Origin of the sequence: Crenothrix polyspora, assembly GCF_900163755.1 — a bacterium.
GTDB lineage: Bacteria > Pseudomonadota > Gammaproteobacteria > Methylococcales > Methylomonadaceae > Crenothrix > Crenothrix polyspora.
On the sequence record NZ_FUKI01000126.1, the window covers coordinates 89199 to 109713 of the forward strand.

At 44.4% G+C, this 20515-nt stretch carries 14 protein-coding genes and 3 tRNA genes; 11 read left to right on the plus strand and 6 right to left on the minus strand.

Annotated features, from left to right (window positions below; translation table 11 throughout):
• Window positions 1-1377 precede the first annotated feature (1377 nt).
• Complete coding sequence (locus CRENPOLYSF2_RS11755) at window positions 1378-2397, minus strand: TolB family protein (RefSeq protein ID WP_087144132.1); 1020 nt, start codon at window positions 2395-2397, stop codon at window positions 1378-1380.
• A 666-nt stretch (window positions 2398-3063) separates the two neighbouring features.
• Here CRENPOLYSF2_RS11755 and CRENPOLYSF2_RS11760 point away from each other — a divergent pair.
• From CRENPOLYSF2_RS11760 to CRENPOLYSF2_RS11790, 7 genes are all read left to right on the plus strand, one after another.
• On the plus strand, window positions 3064-5859 hold the full coding sequence (locus tag CRENPOLYSF2_RS11760) for a valine--tRNA ligase (RefSeq protein ID WP_087144133.1): 2796 nt from the start codon (window positions 3064-3066) through the stop codon (window positions 5857-5859).
• Window positions 5860-6208: 349 nt separating this feature from the next.
• Entirely contained in the window at window positions 6209-7924 is a 1716-nt protein-coding gene (gene pilB / locus CRENPOLYSF2_RS11765) for a type IV-A pilus assembly ATPase PilB (protein WP_087144134.1), read from the plus strand.
• A gap of 2 nt (window positions 7925-7926) precedes the next feature.
• A complete protein-coding gene (locus CRENPOLYSF2_RS11770) occupies window positions 7927-9147 on the plus strand; it encodes a type II secretion system F family protein (protein ID WP_087144135.1) in 1221 nt (406 codons plus the stop codon).
• 78 nt (window positions 9148-9225) lie between these two features.
• Complete coding sequence (locus tag CRENPOLYSF2_RS11775; protein ID WP_087144136.1) at window positions 9226-10095, plus strand: prepilin peptidase; 870 nt, start codon at window positions 9226-9228, stop codon at window positions 10093-10095.
• 2 nt (window positions 10096-10097) lie between these two features.
• Complete coding sequence (coaE, locus tag CRENPOLYSF2_RS11780; protein ID WP_087144137.1) at window positions 10098-10694, plus strand: dephospho-CoA kinase; 597 nt, start codon at window positions 10098-10100, stop codon at window positions 10692-10694.
• A gap of 12 nt (window positions 10695-10706) precedes the next feature.
• Window positions 10707-11477 (plus strand): cell division protein ZapD, encoded by a 771-nt coding sequence (gene zapD, locus CRENPOLYSF2_RS11785; RefSeq protein ID WP_087144138.1) that lies wholly within the window; start codon window positions 10707-10709, stop codon window positions 11475-11477.
• Entirely contained in the window at window positions 11477-11662 is a 186-nt protein-coding gene (locus tag CRENPOLYSF2_RS11790) for a DNA gyrase inhibitor YacG (RefSeq protein WP_176371112.1), read from the plus strand. The genes zapD and CRENPOLYSF2_RS11790 overlap by 1 nt, the downstream gene beginning before the upstream one ends.
• Before the next feature lie 12 nt (window positions 11663-11674).
• Here CRENPOLYSF2_RS11790 and CRENPOLYSF2_RS11795 read toward each other — a convergent pair whose 3' ends face one another.
• Complete coding sequence (locus CRENPOLYSF2_RS11795) at window positions 11675-13417, minus strand: phosphohexomutase domain-containing protein (protein ID WP_087144139.1); 1743 nt, start codon at window positions 13415-13417, stop codon at window positions 11675-11677.
• Window positions 13418-13640: 223 nt separating this feature from the next.
• Here CRENPOLYSF2_RS11795 and csrA point away from each other — a divergent pair, with 223 nt between their 5' ends.
• The 4 genes from csrA to CRENPOLYSF2_RS11815 all read left to right on the plus strand — a co-directional run bounded on the left by csrA (window position 13641) and on the right by CRENPOLYSF2_RS11815 (window position 14187).
• Window positions 13641-13844 carry a carbon storage regulator CsrA gene (csrA, locus tag CRENPOLYSF2_RS11800; protein ID WP_087144140.1) on the plus strand — a complete coding sequence of 68 codons (204 nt, stop codon included), beginning with the start codon at window positions 13641-13643 and terminating at the stop codon, window positions 13842-13844.
• 7 nt (window positions 13845-13851) lie between these two features.
• A tRNA-Ser gene (locus CRENPOLYSF2_RS11805) sits at window positions 13852-13943 on the plus strand.
• A gap of 72 nt (window positions 13944-14015) precedes the next feature.
• Window positions 14016-14092, plus strand: a tRNA-Arg gene (locus CRENPOLYSF2_RS11810).
• 19 nt (window positions 14093-14111) lie between these two features.
• Window positions 14112-14187 (plus strand) — tRNA-Asn (locus CRENPOLYSF2_RS11815).
• Between the two features lie 189 nt (window positions 14188-14376).
• On the opposite strand, the gene CRENPOLYSF2_RS11820 is transcribed toward CRENPOLYSF2_RS11815, so the two are convergent.
• From CRENPOLYSF2_RS11820 to kdpB, 4 genes are read right to left on the minus strand one after another with little or no spacing between them, the layout of a single operon-like run.
• Window positions 14377-15081 (minus strand): response regulator, encoded by a 705-nt coding sequence (locus tag CRENPOLYSF2_RS11820; protein WP_087144141.1) that lies wholly within the window; start codon window positions 15079-15081, stop codon window positions 14377-14379.
• Window positions 15082-15085: 4 nt separating this feature from the next.
• On the minus strand, window positions 15086-17815 hold the full coding sequence (locus CRENPOLYSF2_RS11825) for a sensor histidine kinase (RefSeq protein ID WP_087144142.1): 2730 nt from the start codon (window positions 17813-17815) through the stop codon (window positions 15086-15088).
• A gap of 15 nt (window positions 17816-17830) precedes the next feature.
• The gene (kdpC, locus tag CRENPOLYSF2_RS11830) at window positions 17831-18415 is read right to left on the minus strand and encodes a potassium-transporting ATPase subunit KdpC (RefSeq protein ID WP_087144143.1); all 585 of its coding nucleotides are present in this window, start codon (window positions 18413-18415) and stop codon (window positions 17831-17833) included.
• 17 nt (window positions 18416-18432) lie between these two features.
• The gene (kdpB, locus tag CRENPOLYSF2_RS11835) at window positions 18433-20502 is read right to left on the minus strand and encodes a potassium-transporting ATPase subunit KdpB (protein WP_087144144.1); all 2070 of its coding nucleotides are present in this window, start codon (window positions 20500-20502) and stop codon (window positions 18433-18435) included.
• Window positions 20503-20515: the final 13 nt, after the last annotated feature.

Below are 20515 nucleotides of genomic sequence, written 5' to 3' on the forward strand. Positions count from 1 at the left end.
GTCATAATCAGAGCAGTTGGGTTATTCAAATTGAATTTTTACCCCAGTATTCTTAATTTTGTATTCATTTCAAAATGTAAAATTACCAGACATTGAAAAAATGATTACACACTTACCTGTACATTGGTGTGTAGTAAGCATTTTTAAAATTCAGTAACAATTATTTGTTTTCACCAAAAATTAATGCTTTTGCAGTTGCTTAAAAAACACTGCATGGCGGAGTAATTTTTAAAGTCTCAACTGATGGCCTCTTAAATTTATGTAGACTAAGAGGATAACAGCATAATTTAACAAAAGCATTATTTAGGCCAACTTTTAGAAAATTATAAATATTTAATATAGGGATATGATTGTTATAATATTTTTTATTGAATGATTTTTTTTGTATTTAAGTTGTGTCGTAAAAGAAACCAATTATTTGCGCTAGTGTTAAATTATAAAGACAACTCTATTGTGCATTTTATAAGCAGCCCTTACACAGAGGGTGGATTAGCGCCTTACATTAAAAACTATTACACTGTTTTAGGTGTATATTTTGTTTACAATCACTGGGCTTAAGGTAGTAAAGGCTGTTATTTATTAGATAAATTACACATAATTGAGGTATATGTTGCTTGAGGCATATTGTAAAATTTAGCTAATAATTACAGTGTCTACATCGTAATGCCAATCAGTTATTTTGTCTAGTACCAATGGTAAGTAGCGGCCTACGTTAAAAATAATGCGCCGAATTACCGGTCGTCATCCAGTGCTATAGGTTGTATAAATATTTTACATTTTTGCTGTAATTGTCTTGCATACTTGTCAAAAGTAATTCTTTCATAAGCTATATTAACTATACGGCAAGACAGCGATTTTATGTTTTTTTACTGCTGATAATTACATAATAGTCAGTAATAAAATACAAAAAACTAAAAATATATTTTATTTTAAATAAAATAATATCAAATAAAATGTGATATGTAAAAAAAATATACATAGTACTGTGCTTCAGGTAATTAAATTAAAATGTAGCAAATATTTTACATCTGCTCTGCATTACAAGGCGTATTGCTTGATGAGATTAGGGCAGTCGGCTGTGGATTTAATGCTTACAGTCAAAGATTTTGATGCCTAACTGAGTAGCGTGGCATATGTCTTTTGTGGCCACGCAGAACAAGTGTTAATACCAATGGTGGGTGCCTATCTTATACGATTTGCCTTAATTTAAGGGCAGTGGCGTACTGTGATGGCAAAAGCGCAAGGCTTGAAATGCGTGTTTTCGCGCCTGTGTCAGCGCTTACAGTTAATATTGAGAAACCTTCTCCAAAGAGAGAAGGTTGGCTCGGGTTAGTTTAATATTTTGATTTTAATATAAAAATATACGTAAGGTGAGTACTAGCGCGTATTGGTATAGCTTGCCCCTAATTGATGTTTTTGAGCCTCATTTACACCTAAATTACTCATAGACCACACTTTGCCGGTGTAAATATTGCCTACATACAGACGATAAAATTTGTCACCACGGTTGCTGGAAAAAAAGATATTGGCGTTATCTATTGGTGCAGGATCAGAATTATCCGCATTGCAATCATTTAAGCTAAGCTCTACAGGTTGCCCCTGTAAATTGGGTAAATACCAATAGATTTGATCCATCTTGGTTAGCGCATCTTTCCAGCTAACAAAAAATAAAGCGTTATTTTTAGTGACTGGATAGTATTCACTTAAGCCTTCTTTGCCTGTAACTAAGCTGGGTGTATCGGCAACCAATTGATTGTATTTTATTTTAAAATTGACGCGATAAATATCGCTGTTAGCCCCCGCGCCTTGGCTGTAAAAAACAGATTTACCATTGGTGGAAAAATAAGGCATTGATTCTTCTGTATCGTAACCATTATTAGTTAACCGCGAAGAAGTTCCCAGAAGCGGTGCATCTGGATTAGCAAACGTTAAGCGGCTTAGCACAATATCAGCATTATTTTTATAAACAATGTAGTTTCCGTCTGGGGAAAACTTAGGATCTTCACTCACATCGCTGGAGTCCTGAGTATGATTGGTTAAATTTATTGGCGCTAATGATGAACCTGGCTTCCAGATAAAAATATTCCATCGTGTATTTTGCTTACCCATAAAAACGATATATCGTCCGTTTGGCGAAAAATGGGCATTCATGGGATCTTCAATATTCCAAGAAGCTTGATTTAATTGCACTAAAGTATTAGTACGAAAATTTTTTAAAAATAAATTGGATGATCCGCTGCCATAGTCGCTATACGAGTGATAAATCAATCTACCGCGTAATGACTGCGGAAATTTTGAATCGGATTGTAACACTGGGCTAGAGGTACATTGCGCGTAACTGGTAAAACTAGCCATTAAAGATGACACGATAATAGGTAAAATTAAGAGTGTTTTCATAGTGTTTTTTAGTTAGGTTAAGGTGTTATAAAGTTTTCGAACCGATGTGTTTTTATGGCCTTAAGTTATGAAAACGCGCTTGTTGTCTGTTTAAGAGTGGTTTCTAAAAACACAGTAATTCAAGCTAAATTCATAGATAATTTATTTTATTACTGATGATTAATAGCTTAGATGAACTGCCGATTTGCTTCCGTGACGCAGTTCACAAAAGCATTATTCTTCTTGGGGATTTACAAAATAATTCAGCTAACGAAGCTGCATTCAGTAAATGGGCAAAAATAATTGAATGCCGTGAGCAGAAAAAGATATTTTAGATGTTATGTGTAAAGATATTTTTAACTGTATGTGTAATAAGGTGTTGCAGGTTTTGTTGTTAGGTTGATAGGAAATATAAATATAAGTTATTGATTAAAATATATTTTTATTGGTATTTTACGATAAATGCGGGGTCAATTTTTGGATGTCATGATTGTGTGAGTGGTGATTTTGTTTTTTTATTTTACACTATGTGCTTAATAAAATAACATGTGTCTATAAAATTTATTATGGTCACTAAGATATCGGTATCGCCGGTGTGGTTTATTCACATGATTACAATCCTGATAACTGAAGCACACGCAACCCTGTTAAAATGAAAAAACTTTTCACCAAAAAACGACACCCTCCATGGAAAAAACCTACGCACCGCATTCAATAGAACAACGCTGGTATCAAACTTGGGAGCAAAACGGTTACTTTGCCGCCAAGCCCGACGGCGAATCGTATTGCATTATGATCCCTCCACCCAACGTTACTGGCAGCTTGCACATGGGGCACGCCTTTCAAGACACCATCATGGATGCGCTCACACGATATCATCGTATGAAAGGCTGTAGCACCTTATGGCAAGCGGGCACTGACCACGCAGGCATTGCTACGCAAATGGTGGTGGAGCGCTTATGCAATGCCGAAGGCAAAACCCGCCATGATTACGGGCGTGAAAAATTCATCGAAAAAGTCTGGCAATGGAAAGAAGAGTCCGGCGGCACGATTACCCGGCAATTACGTCGCATGGGGTCTTCTTTGGATTGGAATCGCGAGCGCTTTACTATGGACGATGGCATGTCCGATGCCGTACAGGAAGTGTTTATCCGCCTGCATGAAGAAGGCCTGATCTATCGCGGCAAACGCCTGGTGAACTGGGATCCGGTTTTGCATACCGCTGTTTCTGACCTGGAAGTGTTGTCCGAAGAAGAAAATGGCTTTATGTGGCACATACGCTACCCGTTGTCCAATGGACTAGGCCATTTGATTGTCGCCACCACCCGTCCCGAAACCCTGCTCGGTGATGCGGCGGTGGCCATCCACCCTGACGATGAGCGGTATAAGCATTTGCTGGGTGAATTTGTGGAGCTGCCGCTCACGGGCCGACGTATTCCGATTATTGCTGATGACTATGTTGACCCTGCTTTTGGTACCGGCTGCGTAAAAATTACCCCCGCGCATGATTTTAACGATTACGAGGTCTGGACACGTCACCGCCATACGTCAGTTGTACAAGACTTGCCACACGGCGGCTTAATCAATATTTTTACCAAAGATGCCCGTGTGGCGGCTGATGAATTAATACCTGTCTGCTATCAAGGTTTGGATCGCTTTGAAGCCCGTAAGCAAATGGTCGCTGATCTTGAAGCGCAAGGCTTACTGGAAAAAATTGCCGATCATAAATTAATGGTGCCGCGCGGTGACCGCACCAACAGCGTTATTGAACCGCTATTGACTGATCAGTGGTATGTCAAAGTTGCGCCGTTAGCAGAGCCTGCGATTGCTGCTGTCGAAAACGGCGACATTAAGTTTGTGCCCGACAACTGGAAAAACACCTATTTTGATTGGATGCGTAACATTCAAGATTGGTGTATCTCACGGCAAATTTGGTGGGGACATAGAATTCCTGCTTGGTACGATGAGCTGGGCAATATTTACGTGGGACAATCGGAGCAGGCCATCCGTGATAAACACGGCTTAGCCGCCGATTATCGGCTCAAACAAGATGAAGATGTGCTCGATACCTGGTTTTCATCGGCGTTATGGCCGTTTTCTACCTTGGGCTGGCCGGAACAAACACCAGAACTGGCCAAGCATTACCCGACCAGTGTTCTAGTTACCGGCTTTGATATCATCTTTTTCTGGGTGGCGCGGATGATTATGATGGGTCTCAAGTTCCAAGGCACAGTGCCGTTTAAAGAAGTCTATATACACGGTTTGGTACGCGATGCCGAAGGCCAGAAAATGTCCAAGTCCAAGGGCAATGTGCTAGATCCTATCGACATCATTGACGGCATAGATTTAGAAGCGCTGGTCAGCAAGCGGGTTTCCGGCATGATGCAGCCGCATTTGGCGAAAAAAATCGAGCAAGCCACCCGCAAGCAGTTCCCTGATGGTATCCAGTCGTACGGCACCGATGCCTTGCGCTTTACTTTTGCCTCTTTGGCATCAACAGGCCGCGATATTCGTTTTGATTTGGCGCGTACCGAAGGTTACCGTAATTTCTGTAACAAACTGTGGAATGCGTCGCGCTTTGTATTAATGAATACCGAAGATCAGGATAACGGCTTATCCGGCGAAACCTGCCAGTATAGCCAAGTAGATCAATGGATTAATACCCAGTTAAACCAGGTAATTGCTGAAACCTGCAAAGCCATAGACCACTACCGTTTTGACTTGGCCGCCCAAGCCATCTACGACTTTACTTGGAATGCGTTTTGCGACTGGTATTTGGAGCTTGCAAAAATCTCCCTGCAATCAGACGATGCCGCGTTGCAACGTGGCACGCGTAAAACCTTGTTGACAGTATTGGAAAAACTGCTGCGTTTGGCACACCCCATTATGCCGTTTATTACCGAAGAAATCTGGCAAACGGTAGCGCCGCTTGCGGGTATTCACGCAGATACCATCATGTTGCAGGCGTATCCGAGTGTGGATGAAGCCCAAAATGATCTGGATGCGGTGGCTAACATTAACTGGATGATGCAGTTTATTTTAGGGGTGCGCCGTATCCGAGGCGAAATGAATATTGCCCCCGGTAAGCCTTTACCTGTGCTGCTAAAAAATGGCTCTGCTAGCGATCAGCACAGCGTCACTCGCAACGAAGTTTACTTACAAAAAATGGCCAGGCTAGAATCAATAACCTGGCTACAAGACCATGAAATTGCGCCAGAATCTGCGATGGCACTGCTCGGCGATATGCAAATATTAATCCCGATGGCAGGTTTAATTGATAAACATGCCGAATTGGCGAGACTGGCAAAAGAAATTCAGCGTATTAAAAATGATTTGCCGCGTATTGAGGGCAAATTAAGCAATCCGGCTTTTGTCGATAAAGCGCCACCCGAAGTCATTGATAAAGAAAAAACAAAATTAGTGGAGTTAAACTCTTTGCTGCATAATCTTGAACAACAACAACTTAAAATTCAAAACTTGTAAAATATGACGTGAGTTGGTAGCAGATTTACGTTTTGTTAATCGTAGGTGGGGTGAGATGACGCACTCCAACCTGCGATGCCGAATAGGTGTCATCACACGCCACAGCATTAACATTTTGTAAGGTAGCGCTACAGTAAATAGCTCACGCGCTACCCTCATATTAACTTTTATGCCGTCTACAGTTTAACCGTACACATCAAACGATTGATACACCAACAGCAAACACTGTAAAGGTTTGTATTGGCGAGCTAGGAATCTAGGTAAAAACGGACATAATTGGCTTATAGATTGAATAAAACCAATATTTCATCTATATTTTTCTTGTTACATCTCACTTGATATTTATCTTATGGCAACTGCACCAATAGATTTTCGCCTCAGCGGTCTTACTAACTGTTTAATTCAAGAAGGCTTGCTGTCTGAAAGCAATGCAAAACTACACGCTCAGGAAGCAAAAAAAAATAAGCAGTCTTTAATCAGTTACCTTGTTGCTGCTAAATTGGTAGACAGTAAAACTGTTGCTAACCTTGCCATGACAGCATTCGGCATTCCGTTTTTCGATCTAGATGCTATTGATAAGGCGCATCTTCCCATTAATCTGGTCAGTGAGGTATTAATTCGTAAACATAATGCCTTGCCATTGTATAAGCGTGGCAAGACTTTGTATATTGCAATGTCTGATCCGACTAATTTACAAGCTTTAGATGATATAAAATTTCAAAGTCGGCTTAATCCAGAGACTATACTGGTAGAAGAAAATAAATTGGTTAATGCCATTGAGTCGTCGCTGGAATTGGTCAATACGGTCATGTCCGATTTAATGGATTCTGATTTGGATAATTTGGTCACTTCGTCCGGCAGCGAGGATGACAACCCTAAAGATAACATTAATGGCGACATTGAAGATGCACCGATTGTGCGTTTTGTTAATAAAATTTTGTTGGATGCTATCAAAAAAGGTGTCTCTGATATTCATATGGAGCCGTATGAAAAGAACTTCCGTATTCGCTTTAGAGCTGACGGCATTTTGTTTACCGTGCCTAGCCCACCGGCCAATATCGCCAGTAGAATTATTTCCCGTATAAAAGTCATGTCTAAAATGGACATTGCTGAGCGTCGCATTCCTCAAGATGGGCGCATTAAATTAAACATCTCTAAAACCCGCGCCCTTGATTTTCGGGTTAATACCTGCCCCACTTTGTTTGGCGAAAAAGTAGTTTTGCGGATTCTCGATTCCACTTCCGCACACATAGGTATTGAAAAACTGGGTTTTGAACCCGAACAAGAGCGGTTGTTTATGGCGGCTATCAACAAGCCTTATGGCATGGTATTAGTGACAGGCCCCACCGGTAGCGGTAAAACCGTGACGTTATACACGGGTTTAAACTTACTCAACAGTGTTGAGCGTAATATTTCCACGGCGGAAGATCCGGTGGAAATTACCGTAGAGGGTATTAATCAGGTTAACGTTAATCCTAAGGCAGGTTTAACCTTTGCCAGTGCATTACGGGCTTTTTTACGTCAAGATCCAGACATTATTATGGTGGGTGAAATACGCGACTTAGAAACCGCCGAAATTGCGGTAAAAGCCGCTCAGACGGGGCATTTAGTGTTGTCGACACTGCATACCAACGACGCACCACAAACGCTAAACCGATTGGTACAAATGGGCATAGAGCCGTTTAATATTGTGTCAGCGGTTAATTTGATTATGGCGCAGCGTTTGGCAAGACGGCTGTGTGAGCACTGCAAAATTTCTGTTGATTACCCTGACAGCGTTCTCAAATCCATCGGCTTTACCGATGCAGAACTTGCCACTATTACTATCTACGGCCCAGTAGGTTGCGATAATTGCACCAACGGCTATAAAGGTCGCGTAGGTATTTATCAGGTGATGACCTTAAGCGAAAAAATGCGCCAAATTATCTTGGAAGGCGGTAATGCCATGCAAATAGCCGATCAAGCTGCCGCAGAAGGTATTAATGATTTACGTGCATCAGGCTTAAATAAGGTACGTGCGGGCATCACCAGTCTTGAAGAAATTGACCGAGTTACTAAGGATTAATCATGGCAGAACAAACTGATCAACTGAGTTTTACTTGGGAGGGTAAGGATAAAACCGGTAAAAGAACCAAAGGAGAAGTCGCTGCCAAGAGCGAAACCGTTGCGCGTGCGGAATTAAGGCGACAGGGCATTAAAGTTATTACTTTAAAAACCAAATCAAAATCCTTATTTAGTCCGCGCACACGTCCCATTACCCCTGCGGATATTGCTATTTTTTCTCGGCAACTGGCTACCATGCTCGGCGCTGGCGTACCATTAGTACAGGCGTTTGATATTGTTGCCAGAGGCCATGAAAATCCCAGCATGCAAAATATGTTACTGAGTGTAAAAGCCGATGTTGAAGGCGGTGATACTTTAACTGAGGCATTGAGTAAAAAGCCGCTGTATTTTGATGAGTTATTTTGTAACTTGGTAAGAGCTGGTGAACATGCCGGTATTTTGGAGACGCTTTTAGATAAAATAGCGACTTACAAAGAAAAAACCGAGTCCATGAAGAAAAAAATCAAAAAAGCTTTAACCTATCCCGCTGCGGTATTGGTGGTGGCTTTTGTGGTGACGGTAATTTTATTACTGTTTGTGGTACCTGTTTTTGAAGATTTATTTAAAAGTTTTGGTGCAGATTTACCAGGTTTTACCCGCATGGTTATTAATATGTCGGAATGGATGCAAGAATGGTGGTGGATTGTTATTGCGGCTATTGTTGGTGCGGTGTACACCTTTTCATATTTTAAAAAACGCTCACGAAAATTTTGCCATGCACTGGATCGTACTTTATTAAAAATACCCGTGGTAGGTTTAATTTTAAATAAATCGGCCGTCGCGCGTTTTGCAAGAACCTTATCTACCATGTCAGCTGCTGGTGTACCGCTTGTCGATGCCTTGGAATCTGTAGCCGGCGCATGCGGTAATATTATCTATTCTGATGCGGTGTTAAAAATGCGTGAAGAAGTTGCTACCGGTCAGCGCTTACAATTTGCCATGCAACAAACTTCTTTATTTCCGCATATGGTGCAGCAAATGGTGGCTATTGGTGAAGAATCCGGTTCTATTGATTCAATGTTAGCAAAAGTGGCTGATTTTTATGAGGAAGATGTGGATAATCTTATCGACAATTTAAGCAGCTTAATGGAACCTTTAATTATGGTTATTTTAGGTATTTTAGTGGGTGGTTTAATTGTCGCTATGTATTTGCCTATTTTCAAAATGGGCGCAGCGGTTGGTTGATGTATTTTTACGGAGTAGGTCATTGTTAATACATAAGATATTCGCTAGCATACTGGGTTAACCTGTGTTAAAAAAATCATGACTTTAGCATCTTTATCACCTTATTTATTTTCCATGCTGATCGGTGTTATCGGTTTGCTGGTCGGTAGTTTTCTTAACGTACTTATTTACCGGCTACCCATTATGATGCGCCGTGATTGGCGTAATGAATGTGCAGAATATTTACAAATTTCAATTGATAGCACCGACGATATTGAGCAGCCGTTTAATTTGGTTTTACCTTTATCACGCTGTTCGGCGTGTAAGGTTGCTATCAAACCGTATCAAAACATTCCTGTCATCAGTTATGTTTTGTTAAAGGGGTGTTGTGCAAGTTGTAGGCAGCCGATTTCACTGCGCTACCCTGCCATTGAAATACTGACGGCGCTGGTTTCGGTGCTGGTTGCTTGGCGTTTTGGTTACTCTTTGCAAACCGTGTTTGCGTTATTATTGAGCTGGTCTTTAATCAGTTTGAGTTTTATTGATATTGATCAGCAGTTATTACCCGACTCCATTACCTTGCCCATGCTTTGGCTGGGTTTAATAGTAAGTGTTTTTTCTGTGTTTTGTGCGGCAAATACCAGTATTATCGGCGCTGCGGCGGGCTATTTAGTGTTGTGGAGTGTTTATCATGTATTTAAACTGGCAACCGGCAAAGAAGGCATGGGTTATGGCGACTTTAAATTACTGGCTTTATTGGGGGCGTGGCTAGGCTGGCAGGCTTTACCGATGATTGTCTTATTATCGTCACTGGTCGGTGCTATTATTGGCAGTGCTATGATTATTTTTGGTAATCGTGATCGTAACACAGCGATTCCTTTTGGGCCTTATTTAGCGGTTGCAGGTTGGATAGCACTGATCTGGGGCAAGCAGATTAATGCGCTATACTTAAGTGCAGTGGGCTTATAACAATGCTTAAAATTGGTTTAACAGGCGGTATCGGCAGTGGCAAAACCACGGTTACCCAATTATTCGCAGCGCTTAATGTCCCCATTATTGATGCAGATGAGCTGGCTCACCAATTGGTTGCAGTAGGGCAACCTGCGTTGAAGCGTATCCAAACAGAATTTGGTGCGGCGGTTATTAATGCAGATGGGTCATTAAATCGAAAAGAAATGCGAGAGCGTATTTTTTCAGATGCAGCAGCCAAAAACACACTGGAGGTAATTTTACATCCGTTAATTTATGCGGCTATACAGGCAAAAATTAACCAGCTCACGGCGGCTTATTGCATAATTTGCGTGCCCTTGTTATTTGAAACCCAGATGACCGCCATTGCCGATAGAATATTAATTATTGATTGCCCCGTAGGGCAGCAGATAGAACGCGTTAAACTGAGAGATCAACTGACGCGTGAAAAAATTCAGGCGATCATCGACAGCCAGATAAGCAGGGAAAATAGATTGTCAAAAGCCGATGATATTATTAATAACTCAGCAACGGACGCTGACCTTGGCCAACAAGTTAAGGCGCTGCACCATTTATATATCTCATTAAGTACACTTTAGGATAAATTGTCTGTGAACACCTCTATTATCTATGAATTCCCACTCAATGAACGCATTCGAGTTTTCATACGGCTCGAACAATTATTTCAACAATTTAATTATTTTTTAATACGGGATAGCATTGCCGATAAGCGTATCGCTATGAGTCTTTTGTTGGATATTGTGTCTATTTTTAGGCGTAACAATCTTAAGTCGGAAGTTTTGCAAGAACTGGATCGGCAATCAAAAGTTTTAACAAAAATTGTTAATAGCCAAAATTTGGGAACCGGAAAGCTACAGGAATTAATTAATAGAATCAATGGTATTAGTAAAAGACTGTACGCAATTAAAGACCGTGTTGATGTCAATATCATGGCCAGCGATTTGTTTCAAAGTATTAGCCAGCGCAGTGCTATTCCTGGTGGCAGTTGCTCTTTTGATTTGCCTGAATACCATTACTGGTTAGAACAGCCAGAGGCTACGCGGCTTGCAGATTTGGAATATTGGAGTGATCCGTTCGAAGATATTCGAGAGGCCAATCAGTTGGTGCTTGAGTTGATACGCAGTAGTAACACCACCAGCCATGAAGTGGCGGAATCTGGCTTTTTTCAGATTGTGTTGGATGCCAATCAACCCATGCAATTAATTAAAGTTGCTTTAAGCAAATCAGTGCCGTGTTTTGTGGAGATAAGTGGCGGTAAACATCGTTGCACTATTCGATTTATGGTGCCATCGCCAGATGAAAAACGCCCCGTACAAAGTGCCGAGGCTATTCCTTTTGTCTTGAGTTGCTGCATGCTCTGATGACATCTGGTACATGTATACATGTTAAGTGTCCCACCTGTAAAAAACAGGTTGCCTGGGGTTACGAGCAATTATTTAAGCCTTTTTGCAGCGAACGCTGCAAACTCATTGATTTGGGCGAGTGGTTCATGGAAAACAAGGTAATCCCTGGTGAGGCTGTATCAGATGATGAGCCAGAACAATAAAATAAGCGCAGCTTATTGTTGGGTAGTTTTTTCAAGGCAACGCAGGATTCCATTCGGTTCTTGCGTTGCTAGCGCGGCAATGGTATCCGCACGTATTGCTGTATTGGCAACCGCGTATATTCTTAGTTCATCGGCATTGCCAGAAGGGCGCAAGTGCGCGATGTCGTTATTGCTAAAATAGAGTCGCACACCATCAATATAGTTGATGCCAGCAATATCAGTAAAGCCCAGCGCCTGTGTAAAAAAACTCTGTAGCGTTGTGCGGATAGCGCACAGTGTAGTCACGTCTTCTGCGCTAACGCTCAGTGCTAAATTGTTGTTGTCAAAAAATGTACAGCTATCGTTGGAAAATACCACGTCACAAATCGCTGCATTGGCAGGCGAGAAACGTTTTACTATAGCCAGTCCTAAAGCTTTTGGAAATTGCTTAAGCAGCGCAGCGCAGCTATACCGCTTGGGTAAGCGAGCAAATAAGTGGGTGAGTGTGATGTTTTCTCGTTGTGCAGTAGCCAGCACTGCCAAAAGAGGCAGCACGGCATCGCGTGTTGGCAAGGCGGTCAGTTGCTTGCCATTGTAGACTATATCCGAAGCTGTCAGGAAGCCACCATTGGCTTCAAATCCACATACCGCCTGCTTGCCTTGCGCTAAAGCGATCTCCATGCCAGCAATCACATAAGGTGAGCCTATGCGGGTTTTAGGTTCAAGCAGGTGTTTTAGGGGGCTATGGTCAATACTGTCATTGCTGCTAATGGGGACAACGATGGCCTTCGCACCTAAAAATTCAGCAGTTACCATGCCCACTAAATCGCCGCTAAAAAAGCGGACGGTGTTGGTTTCGGGGTCTATACCCAGCAATAACGGACGGTCGCTATCACCATCGGTAGAGATAATCGCATCGAATGTGCCGTGCTTCACTATTGCTTCATCATACAATGCTTGCAGTGTCGCCAGTTGAGCGGCGTGTATGTTTTCAGTATCTATCGGTACAAACGTTTCGCTACGTCCTACCGGCAACACCATCGCCCCCAAGGCGCGGAAAATATCTACTATTATATCGCGGCCAACAGCAGAGTGTTGGTAGGCCAATACGCGCAATCCTGTTAACGCATCAGAACTAAAAAAATCCACGTAACGTTGAATATATGCTTGTTGCGCGTGTTGATATTCGGTAGATAAATTATCGGGATCATTTTTTAAAAAACCGTCTGTGGTAAATAACGATTCTTCAAGAGGCTGCGCGTAAAATGCTGCTCTGACTTGTTTGACTTTGGCGTTAATAGGGTTTTCATGCTGTTTGAGCAATTCGCCGCGTGAGGTATTGGTTTTATAGCCATTACGGTCGAATGGTATATGGCTACCGGTAACCATAATGCTAGCTTTACCTTGCAGTAAAGCGTAATACATGAGGGCAGGTGTTGGGATTTGACCTTGATTAACGGGGATCATACCTGCGTAACGTATCGCTTGTTCAATGGCTTGTGCCAGTTTACCGCGATTGTCTTGCTCTATGACGTAACTATTTGAGCTAGGGCGTAAGTCGTAGGCGTAAAAAAATTCTTCGCCGCGTAAGATGCCGCCTTGCTCCTTTGGTAGTGATTGCAGAAACTCAAGTTCTGCCACTACATTAATAAAAACTTCCAGGTGTGTTAAGTGAGTTACTAAGCCGCGTCTACCACTGGTGCCAAATTGTAATTCTTGTGGGGTATATTTGAGGTTGGTGCGTAACGACTCTTGTGGATAACTGTGATTTGACATATAATACTCTTGGAATCTCAAGTTGGATGCACAAAACCTCTAATTATAGCCCGTAAAAAATCCAGTATAGAAAGTATTTTGAGCTATTCTGGGTGATTTTTAAGCGACAAGTTAAATTAAAGACGCTTTTAGTTTTTTTTTTCGGAAATGCTGATATAATTCCCAGAGTAAGTTAAATGCTGTGCTTAGTGCAGTGCGTTATTAATTACATTAGGAAGAAGCCATGCTTATCTTGACTCGTCGAGTAGGTGAAACTTTAATGATTGGTGATGAGGTTACGGTCACGGTTCTTGGAGTGAAAGGGAATCAAGTTCGTATAGGGGTTAACGCGCCAAAGGAAGTTTCTGTACATAGAGAAGAAATTTACGAAAGGATTAAAAAGGAACTGGCTGAGTCTTCAGGTTTAACGGGTTCTACACAGCAATAAGTATTCAGGAGGGATGGCCGAGAGGCTGAAGGCGCTCCCCTGCTAAGGGAGTATGGGCTTTAACTCCCATCGAGGGTTCGAATCCCTCTCTCTCCGCCACAACAACAAGCGCTATTATTTTTAATTGTTGACATGAAAGCAATTAAATTAGATAATGTAGGGCTAAATAAAGCGCCCGTAGCTCAGCTGGATAGAGTAATCGGCTACGAACCGATCGGTCGGGAGTTCGAATCTCTCCGGGCGCGCCAATTAAGAGTAAAAAATAATTCCCCTGTAGCTCAGCAGGTAGAGCAGGTGACTGTTAATCACCTTGTCGGCGGTTCGAGCCCGTCCGGGGGAGCCAAGCAAATCAAGGGCTTAGAGTAAAATCTAAGCCCTTTTTTTATGCCTGAAATTTAGTGGGTTATGTTGGGTCAATTTTTACATGACCACAACCCGAATTACTCGATATGGTGGATCAAACTTACTTTCTGGGGACATTTTTAACCTTCATTCATTGGTAATCATTGAAGCTAGCAACGCATCCTGCATTTTACAAACCCTCACTACAGGCCAACCGATAACCCACACCGGTTTCTGTGAGTAAATAACGCGGCTGGGTAGAATCTGCTTCTAATTTTTGCCGCAGTTGTCCCATGTAAATCCGTACATAATGGTCGTGTTCGACATACGTCGGCCCCCAGACATTTAACAGCAATTGCCGGTGCGTCATCACTTTGCCCGCATGACGGATCAAAGCACTTAACAATCGATATTCGATGGGCGTTAGATGCACCTCGTGTGTGCCGACAGTAACCAGCCGACGTGCCAGATCAACCCGCAACTCACCCTCACAAAATACGGTTTCCGTACTGTCTTTAAATTGCGCGGCGTGACGAATGGATACCCGAATCCTGGCCAGCAATTCACCAATACTGAACGGTTTTGTCAAATAATCATCTGCTCCTGCATCCAGGGCAGTAATCTTATCAAGTTCCTGACTCCTGGCTGACAACACGATAATAGGTACACTAGACCACTCCCGCACTTTATGGATCACGGCAAACCCATCCAGGCGCGGCAAACCCAGATCGAGGATAACCAGATCAGGTTTTCGAGTGGCAATTTCAACCAGGCCTTGCTCACCGGTATTCGCCTCAAACAAGCTAAAACCATTGGCGTTCAAACTCGTGCGTAAAAACCGGCAAATTTGCGGATCATCCTCAATCACCACGATGATGGATTTTAGGGTGTCCATTTTCCTAAGCCTCTGCTTCTAATTCGGGTGGCGCTTCATCCATAGGCAAGACAAAATAAAATTGTGCGCCGCCACCGGGTCGATTGGCTGCACCCACCAGGCCGCCGTGTGCAACCACAATCGCCTTGCAAATAGCCAAGCCTAAACCCACCCCGCTTTGAGAACCTTCCCGATGCAACCGGTAAAATTTATCAAATAACTTTTCTTCTTCGCCAACCGGAATGCCTAAACCGCGATCCGCGACACTGATTTTTAATGTATGTACTGCTCGCTCCGCTATAACATCAATCGGGGTAGCTGGCGGCGTGTATTTACAAGCATTTTCCAATAGATTGATAAGCACCTGCTCAATCAAAACCGCATCAACACGCACCAGGCACAGGCCTTCGGGAAGTTCGGTGTTAATCATCCGTCCAGCAGTTAGTTTGCGTACCCGCGTTAAAGCACCGCCTATAATCTCATCCAGAGGATACCATTGCCGGTTCAGTTGCGCTTGCCCTGCATCCAGGCGAGCCATGTCTAAAATATTGTTGGTTAAATTGGACATGCGCAAGGCTTCATCGTAAATGGTAAGACTTAACTCATGCCGATCCTCTGGAGAAAGCTGCCCGTCTTCAGCCACTAAGGAACTGGCTGCACCAACAATGGAGGCCAGCGGTGTGCGTAAATCATGCGAAATTGCACTGAGCAACGAATTGCGCAACGACTCCGATTCCATGCGTATTTGGCTTTGCTGTGCATCGTCCGACAGGCGCACACGTTCAATGGTTTGCACAATCTGATTGATAAAGGTATCCAGCAACCGGCGCTGTTCAGGTAGGAACACCCGACGCAAATTAGCCGCCTGTAAAGCCAGTACGCCTATAACGCCCCGATAACCTGTCATGGGGAAAAACACGGCATTCGCGCCGGGTAAAGTATCGGTGCCTTGCCCTGCAATCTGGCCATGATCAAACACCCATTGCGCGACACCCAGATCACACCCGCGCAAGGATTCCGGTAAGGGTGAGTCCAATGGGTAAACCATGCGCCCCCCGTCAACGGGAAACAATAAGACATTAGCGCCGCCAAATTCGGCTTGAATATGCCGCGCGGCAACTTTTGCTGCATCGGTTAACGTGCGGCCAACCGCTAATTCTTCGCTTAAGGCATACAACACGCTGGCACGGCGCTCACGGTGCGCGGCAACTTTAGTTTGTGCCCGCATATCACTGGTTAAATGGCTAATCACCATGCCAACCAACAGCATAATAAGAAAGGTCACCAAATACTGGGCATCAGCCACCGAGAAGGTATTGATAGGATTGACAAAGAAAAAGTCAAACGCCAACACGCTTAAGACTGATGTCATGACCGACGCTTCACGGCCAAAACGGGCGGCAACAAACACCACCCCCAGTAAATACACCATGACGATATTGGCCAGCTCAAACCGACCGCTCATCAACCACGCCACCAAACTGCTGCAAACGGTACTGGTCAACGCCCATCCGGCATTTATTCCCCACTTTCTTGTTGGGCCTTTAGGATAATAAAAGCGGCTGGATTTGGTTTTAAGTGTCTGCTTAACCTGTGTTAAATCCCCTGGCTTTGATCGGGGGCTGCCCAACAAATAAATATTAATATTATGGGCTTCGGAAATGAGATCATCGACCACCGAACCTAACAGCCAGCGTTTCCAGCCCCTGCGGTTGGGTTTACCCAAAACAATTTTGCTGACATTGCGACTTTTGGCGAAATTCAACACGGCATCGCTGATGACCAAACCTGACAGCGTCACGGTTTCAGCACCTAACTGCTCGGCAAAACGCAGCACCCGCAGAACATCATCACGCTGTTCAGGCTTTAGGCGTTGCAGCTTAGGGGTTTCGACATACAGTACAATACACTGGGCATGCAGGCTGGTCGCCAGGCGTTTACCTGCCCGTACCAAACGCTCGGCAATCGGGTTAGGGCCAATACAAATTAAGATACATTCACCGACCTGCCAGATGTCACGTATCGCATTGTCATCGCGATAATCCTGTATTTGGGCATCGACCCGGTCAGCGGTCAGCCGCAACGACAATTCGCGCAAGGCAATCAGGTTACCTTTGCGAAAAAAGTTTTGCATCGCCCGTTCTGCCTGCTGAGGAATGTAAACTTTGCCTTCTTTAAGCCGCAGTAATAAATCATCGGGCGGTAAATCAATTAGTTCGATTTCATTGGCAAGCTCAAAAACCGTATCGGGCACTGTCTCCAAAATCTGTACGCCGGTCACCTGGTTGACATCATCGTTCAGGCTTTCCAGATGTTGTACATTCAGGGTAGTGTAAACATCAATCCCGACCTGTAACAGTTCATCAATGTCCTGCCAGCGTTTGGGATGACGACAACCCACCGCATTACTGTGTGCCAGCTCATCGATTAGGATTAAGGTCGGATGGCGTTTAAGTGCACCATCCAGATCAAATTCACGTTGTACCGTGCCACGGTATTGCACCAATTTCGGTGGCAGCACGTCCAATCCCTGTAAGACGGCAATGGTTTCCTGACGCTCATGGGTTTCGACCAGTCCAACGACAACATCGATACCCTTAAGACGGAGAGATTGTGCCGCCAACAGCATAGCGTAGGTTTTGCCCACACCTGCGGCCGCTCCGAAAAATATTTTTAAGCGGCCACGTTTGCGCTGTTGTTCTTCCCGTTCTACACGAGCAAGCAAGGCATCTGGATCTGGTCGAGTATCGTTCATAGCTTAATCCACCACTTACTCAAGGCAAGAACGCCTATTATCCAGCGCTAGATTTAATCTTAAAATATTCACCCGTGGCTCGCCTAATACGCCCAATTGCCGCGCTTCAGTGCACTGCGTCACTAACGCTTCTATCTTATCCAAGGGTAAATGTCTGACTGCCGCTACTCGGTTTAATTGAAACAGTACCGCAGCGGAGCTGATGTGTGGGTCAAGGCCGCTTGCCGAAGCCGTGACCAAATCCACAGGAATGGGTTGAGTGTTGCTTGGATCCAGTTCGCGCAAGACTTTGATGCGTTGCTGCACGAGTTCCCTTAAATTAGGATTGCTTGGGCCTAGGTTAGAACCACTAGAGGCAGCGGCATTATAAGCACTGGACGAAGTCGCAGAAGGCCGTCCCCAAAAATACTCAGGCCGGGTAAAGGATTGCCCGATCAATTCCGAACCCAAAGTGTGCTTATCATTGACGATTAAACTCCCATTAGCCTGGGCAGGAAATAAAATCTGCGCACCGAAAGTAACCAAGAGCGGGTAGGCAATGCCCGTTAACACCGTGAAAAACAAAAGCATGAATAATGCGGGTTTTATGTGTTGCATCATAACAGTCTCCTTAGCCTTTAAAACGCTAACGCGGTTAAACCGAGATCAATTAACTTAATCCCAATGAACGGCACAATAACGCCACCGCCGCCGTAAATCAGCAAATTAGTACGCAGTAAACTTTCAGCACTTTGAGGCCGATAAGTGACACCTTTGAGTGCCAAAGGAATCAGCGCAACAATAATCAGGGCATTAAAAATAACCGCCGCAAGAATCGCGTTGGCAGGACTGCTTAAGCCCATAATGTTTAGCGCCCCCAATTCAGGGTAGGTGCTGGCAAACGCAGCGGGCACAATCGCAAAATATTTTGCCAGGTCATTCGCTAAACTGAATGTCGTTAACGCACCGCGTGTCATCAGCATTTGTTTGCCGGTTTCGACAATTTCAATCAGTTTGGTCGGGTTGGAATCCAAATCGACCATATTACCGGCTTCCTTAGCCGCCTGCGTACCCGAATTCATCGCTACCGCCACATCGGCCTGTGCCAGCGCGGGCGCGTCGTTGGTACCATCGCCGGTCATGGCGACCAGGCGGCCTTCTGCCTGTTGTTCGCGGATGAGTTTAAGCTTGGCTTCCGGCGTTGCTTCCGCCAAAAAATCATCAACACCGGCTTCTGCGGCAATGGCTGCTGCTGTCAAGCGGTTATCGCCGGTAATCATAATAGTTTTGATGCCCATCCGGCGCAGCTCGACAAAGCGTTCTTTAATACCACCCTTGACGGTGTCTTTCAGCTCAATCACTCCTAATACTCTGCCACCTTCAGCCACCAACAGCGGCGTACTGCCTCGGCGAGCGACGGTATCGGCAAGCTGTTTGGCTTCATCCGGAAACTTGGCCTGTTGCGCTTCGATGTAGGTACGAATGGCATCCATAGCGCCCTTACGAATTTGCTTGGCACCGATATTAACACCACTCATTCGGGTTTGGGCACTAAAGGCGACAAAGGTAGCGCCTAATTCCTGAATATTACGCTCCCGCAAGGCAAATTTTTGTTTGGCCAGAATAATAATACTGCGGCCCTCCGGCGTTTCGTCCGCCAAGGTTGCCAGTTGCGCGGCATCGGCCAGTTCCCGTTCGCTGATGCCGTTAAGCGGGAAAAAAGCCGATGCTTGCCGGTTGCCTAAAGTAATTGTGCCGGTTTTGTCGAGCAGCAACACATCCACATCACCGGCCGCTTCAATGGCTCTACCAGACGTGGCAATGACATTTTTTTGCATCATCCGGCCAATACCGGCTACGCCAATCGCGGACAGCAAACCACCGATGGTGGTCGGAATCAGGCACACCAGCAACGCGACCAGCACGGTTATTGATACGGGCGTTCCGGACTTGGCAATGTCCACGCTGTAAATTGAAAACGGCAGCAAGGTCACGGTGGTGAGTAAAAAAATCAAGGTCAGTGCGACCAGCAAAATGGTCAGGGCAATTTCGTTAGGGGTTTTTTGCCGTGAGGCGCTTTCCACCATTGAAATCATCCGGTCAATAAACGCTTCCCCAGGATTAACCGTTACCCGCACCACCAGCCAATCCGACAATACCCGTGTTCCGCCAGTGACTGAACTAAAATCGCCGCCGGATTCACGGATGACCGGCGCACTTTCACCGGTAATAGCACTTTCATCGACCGATGCCGCGCCTTCGATAACTTCGCCATCGGCAGGCACAAAATCACCCGCTTCAATCAACACAACATCACCACGGCGTAATAGTGTGCTGACCACTTTAGTGTAATCAGTATCGTAGTGTGGCTCATTAAGTTGCTTGGCCATGAGTTCTCGCTTTGCACCCCGTAATGAAGCTGCCTGGGCTTTACTGCGGCCTTCGGCGATACTTTCAGCAAAGTTGGCAAACAAAACAGTAAACCAAAGCCAAAACGTTATCGCCAGCATAAAACCAAGCTGTTGCTCGTTACCTTGGTAGATACTGGTAATACATAAGCCGGTAGTCAATAGACTGCCCACGTAAACCACGAACATTACGGGGTTTTTCCATTGCTGCTGCGGCGCTAATTTACGTAGGGTGTCAGTCAGTGCTACCCACATAAGCTGTTTGGTAAAAAACGGCTGGGACTGATGTTTTGTAGTCATCATTTAATTCCTT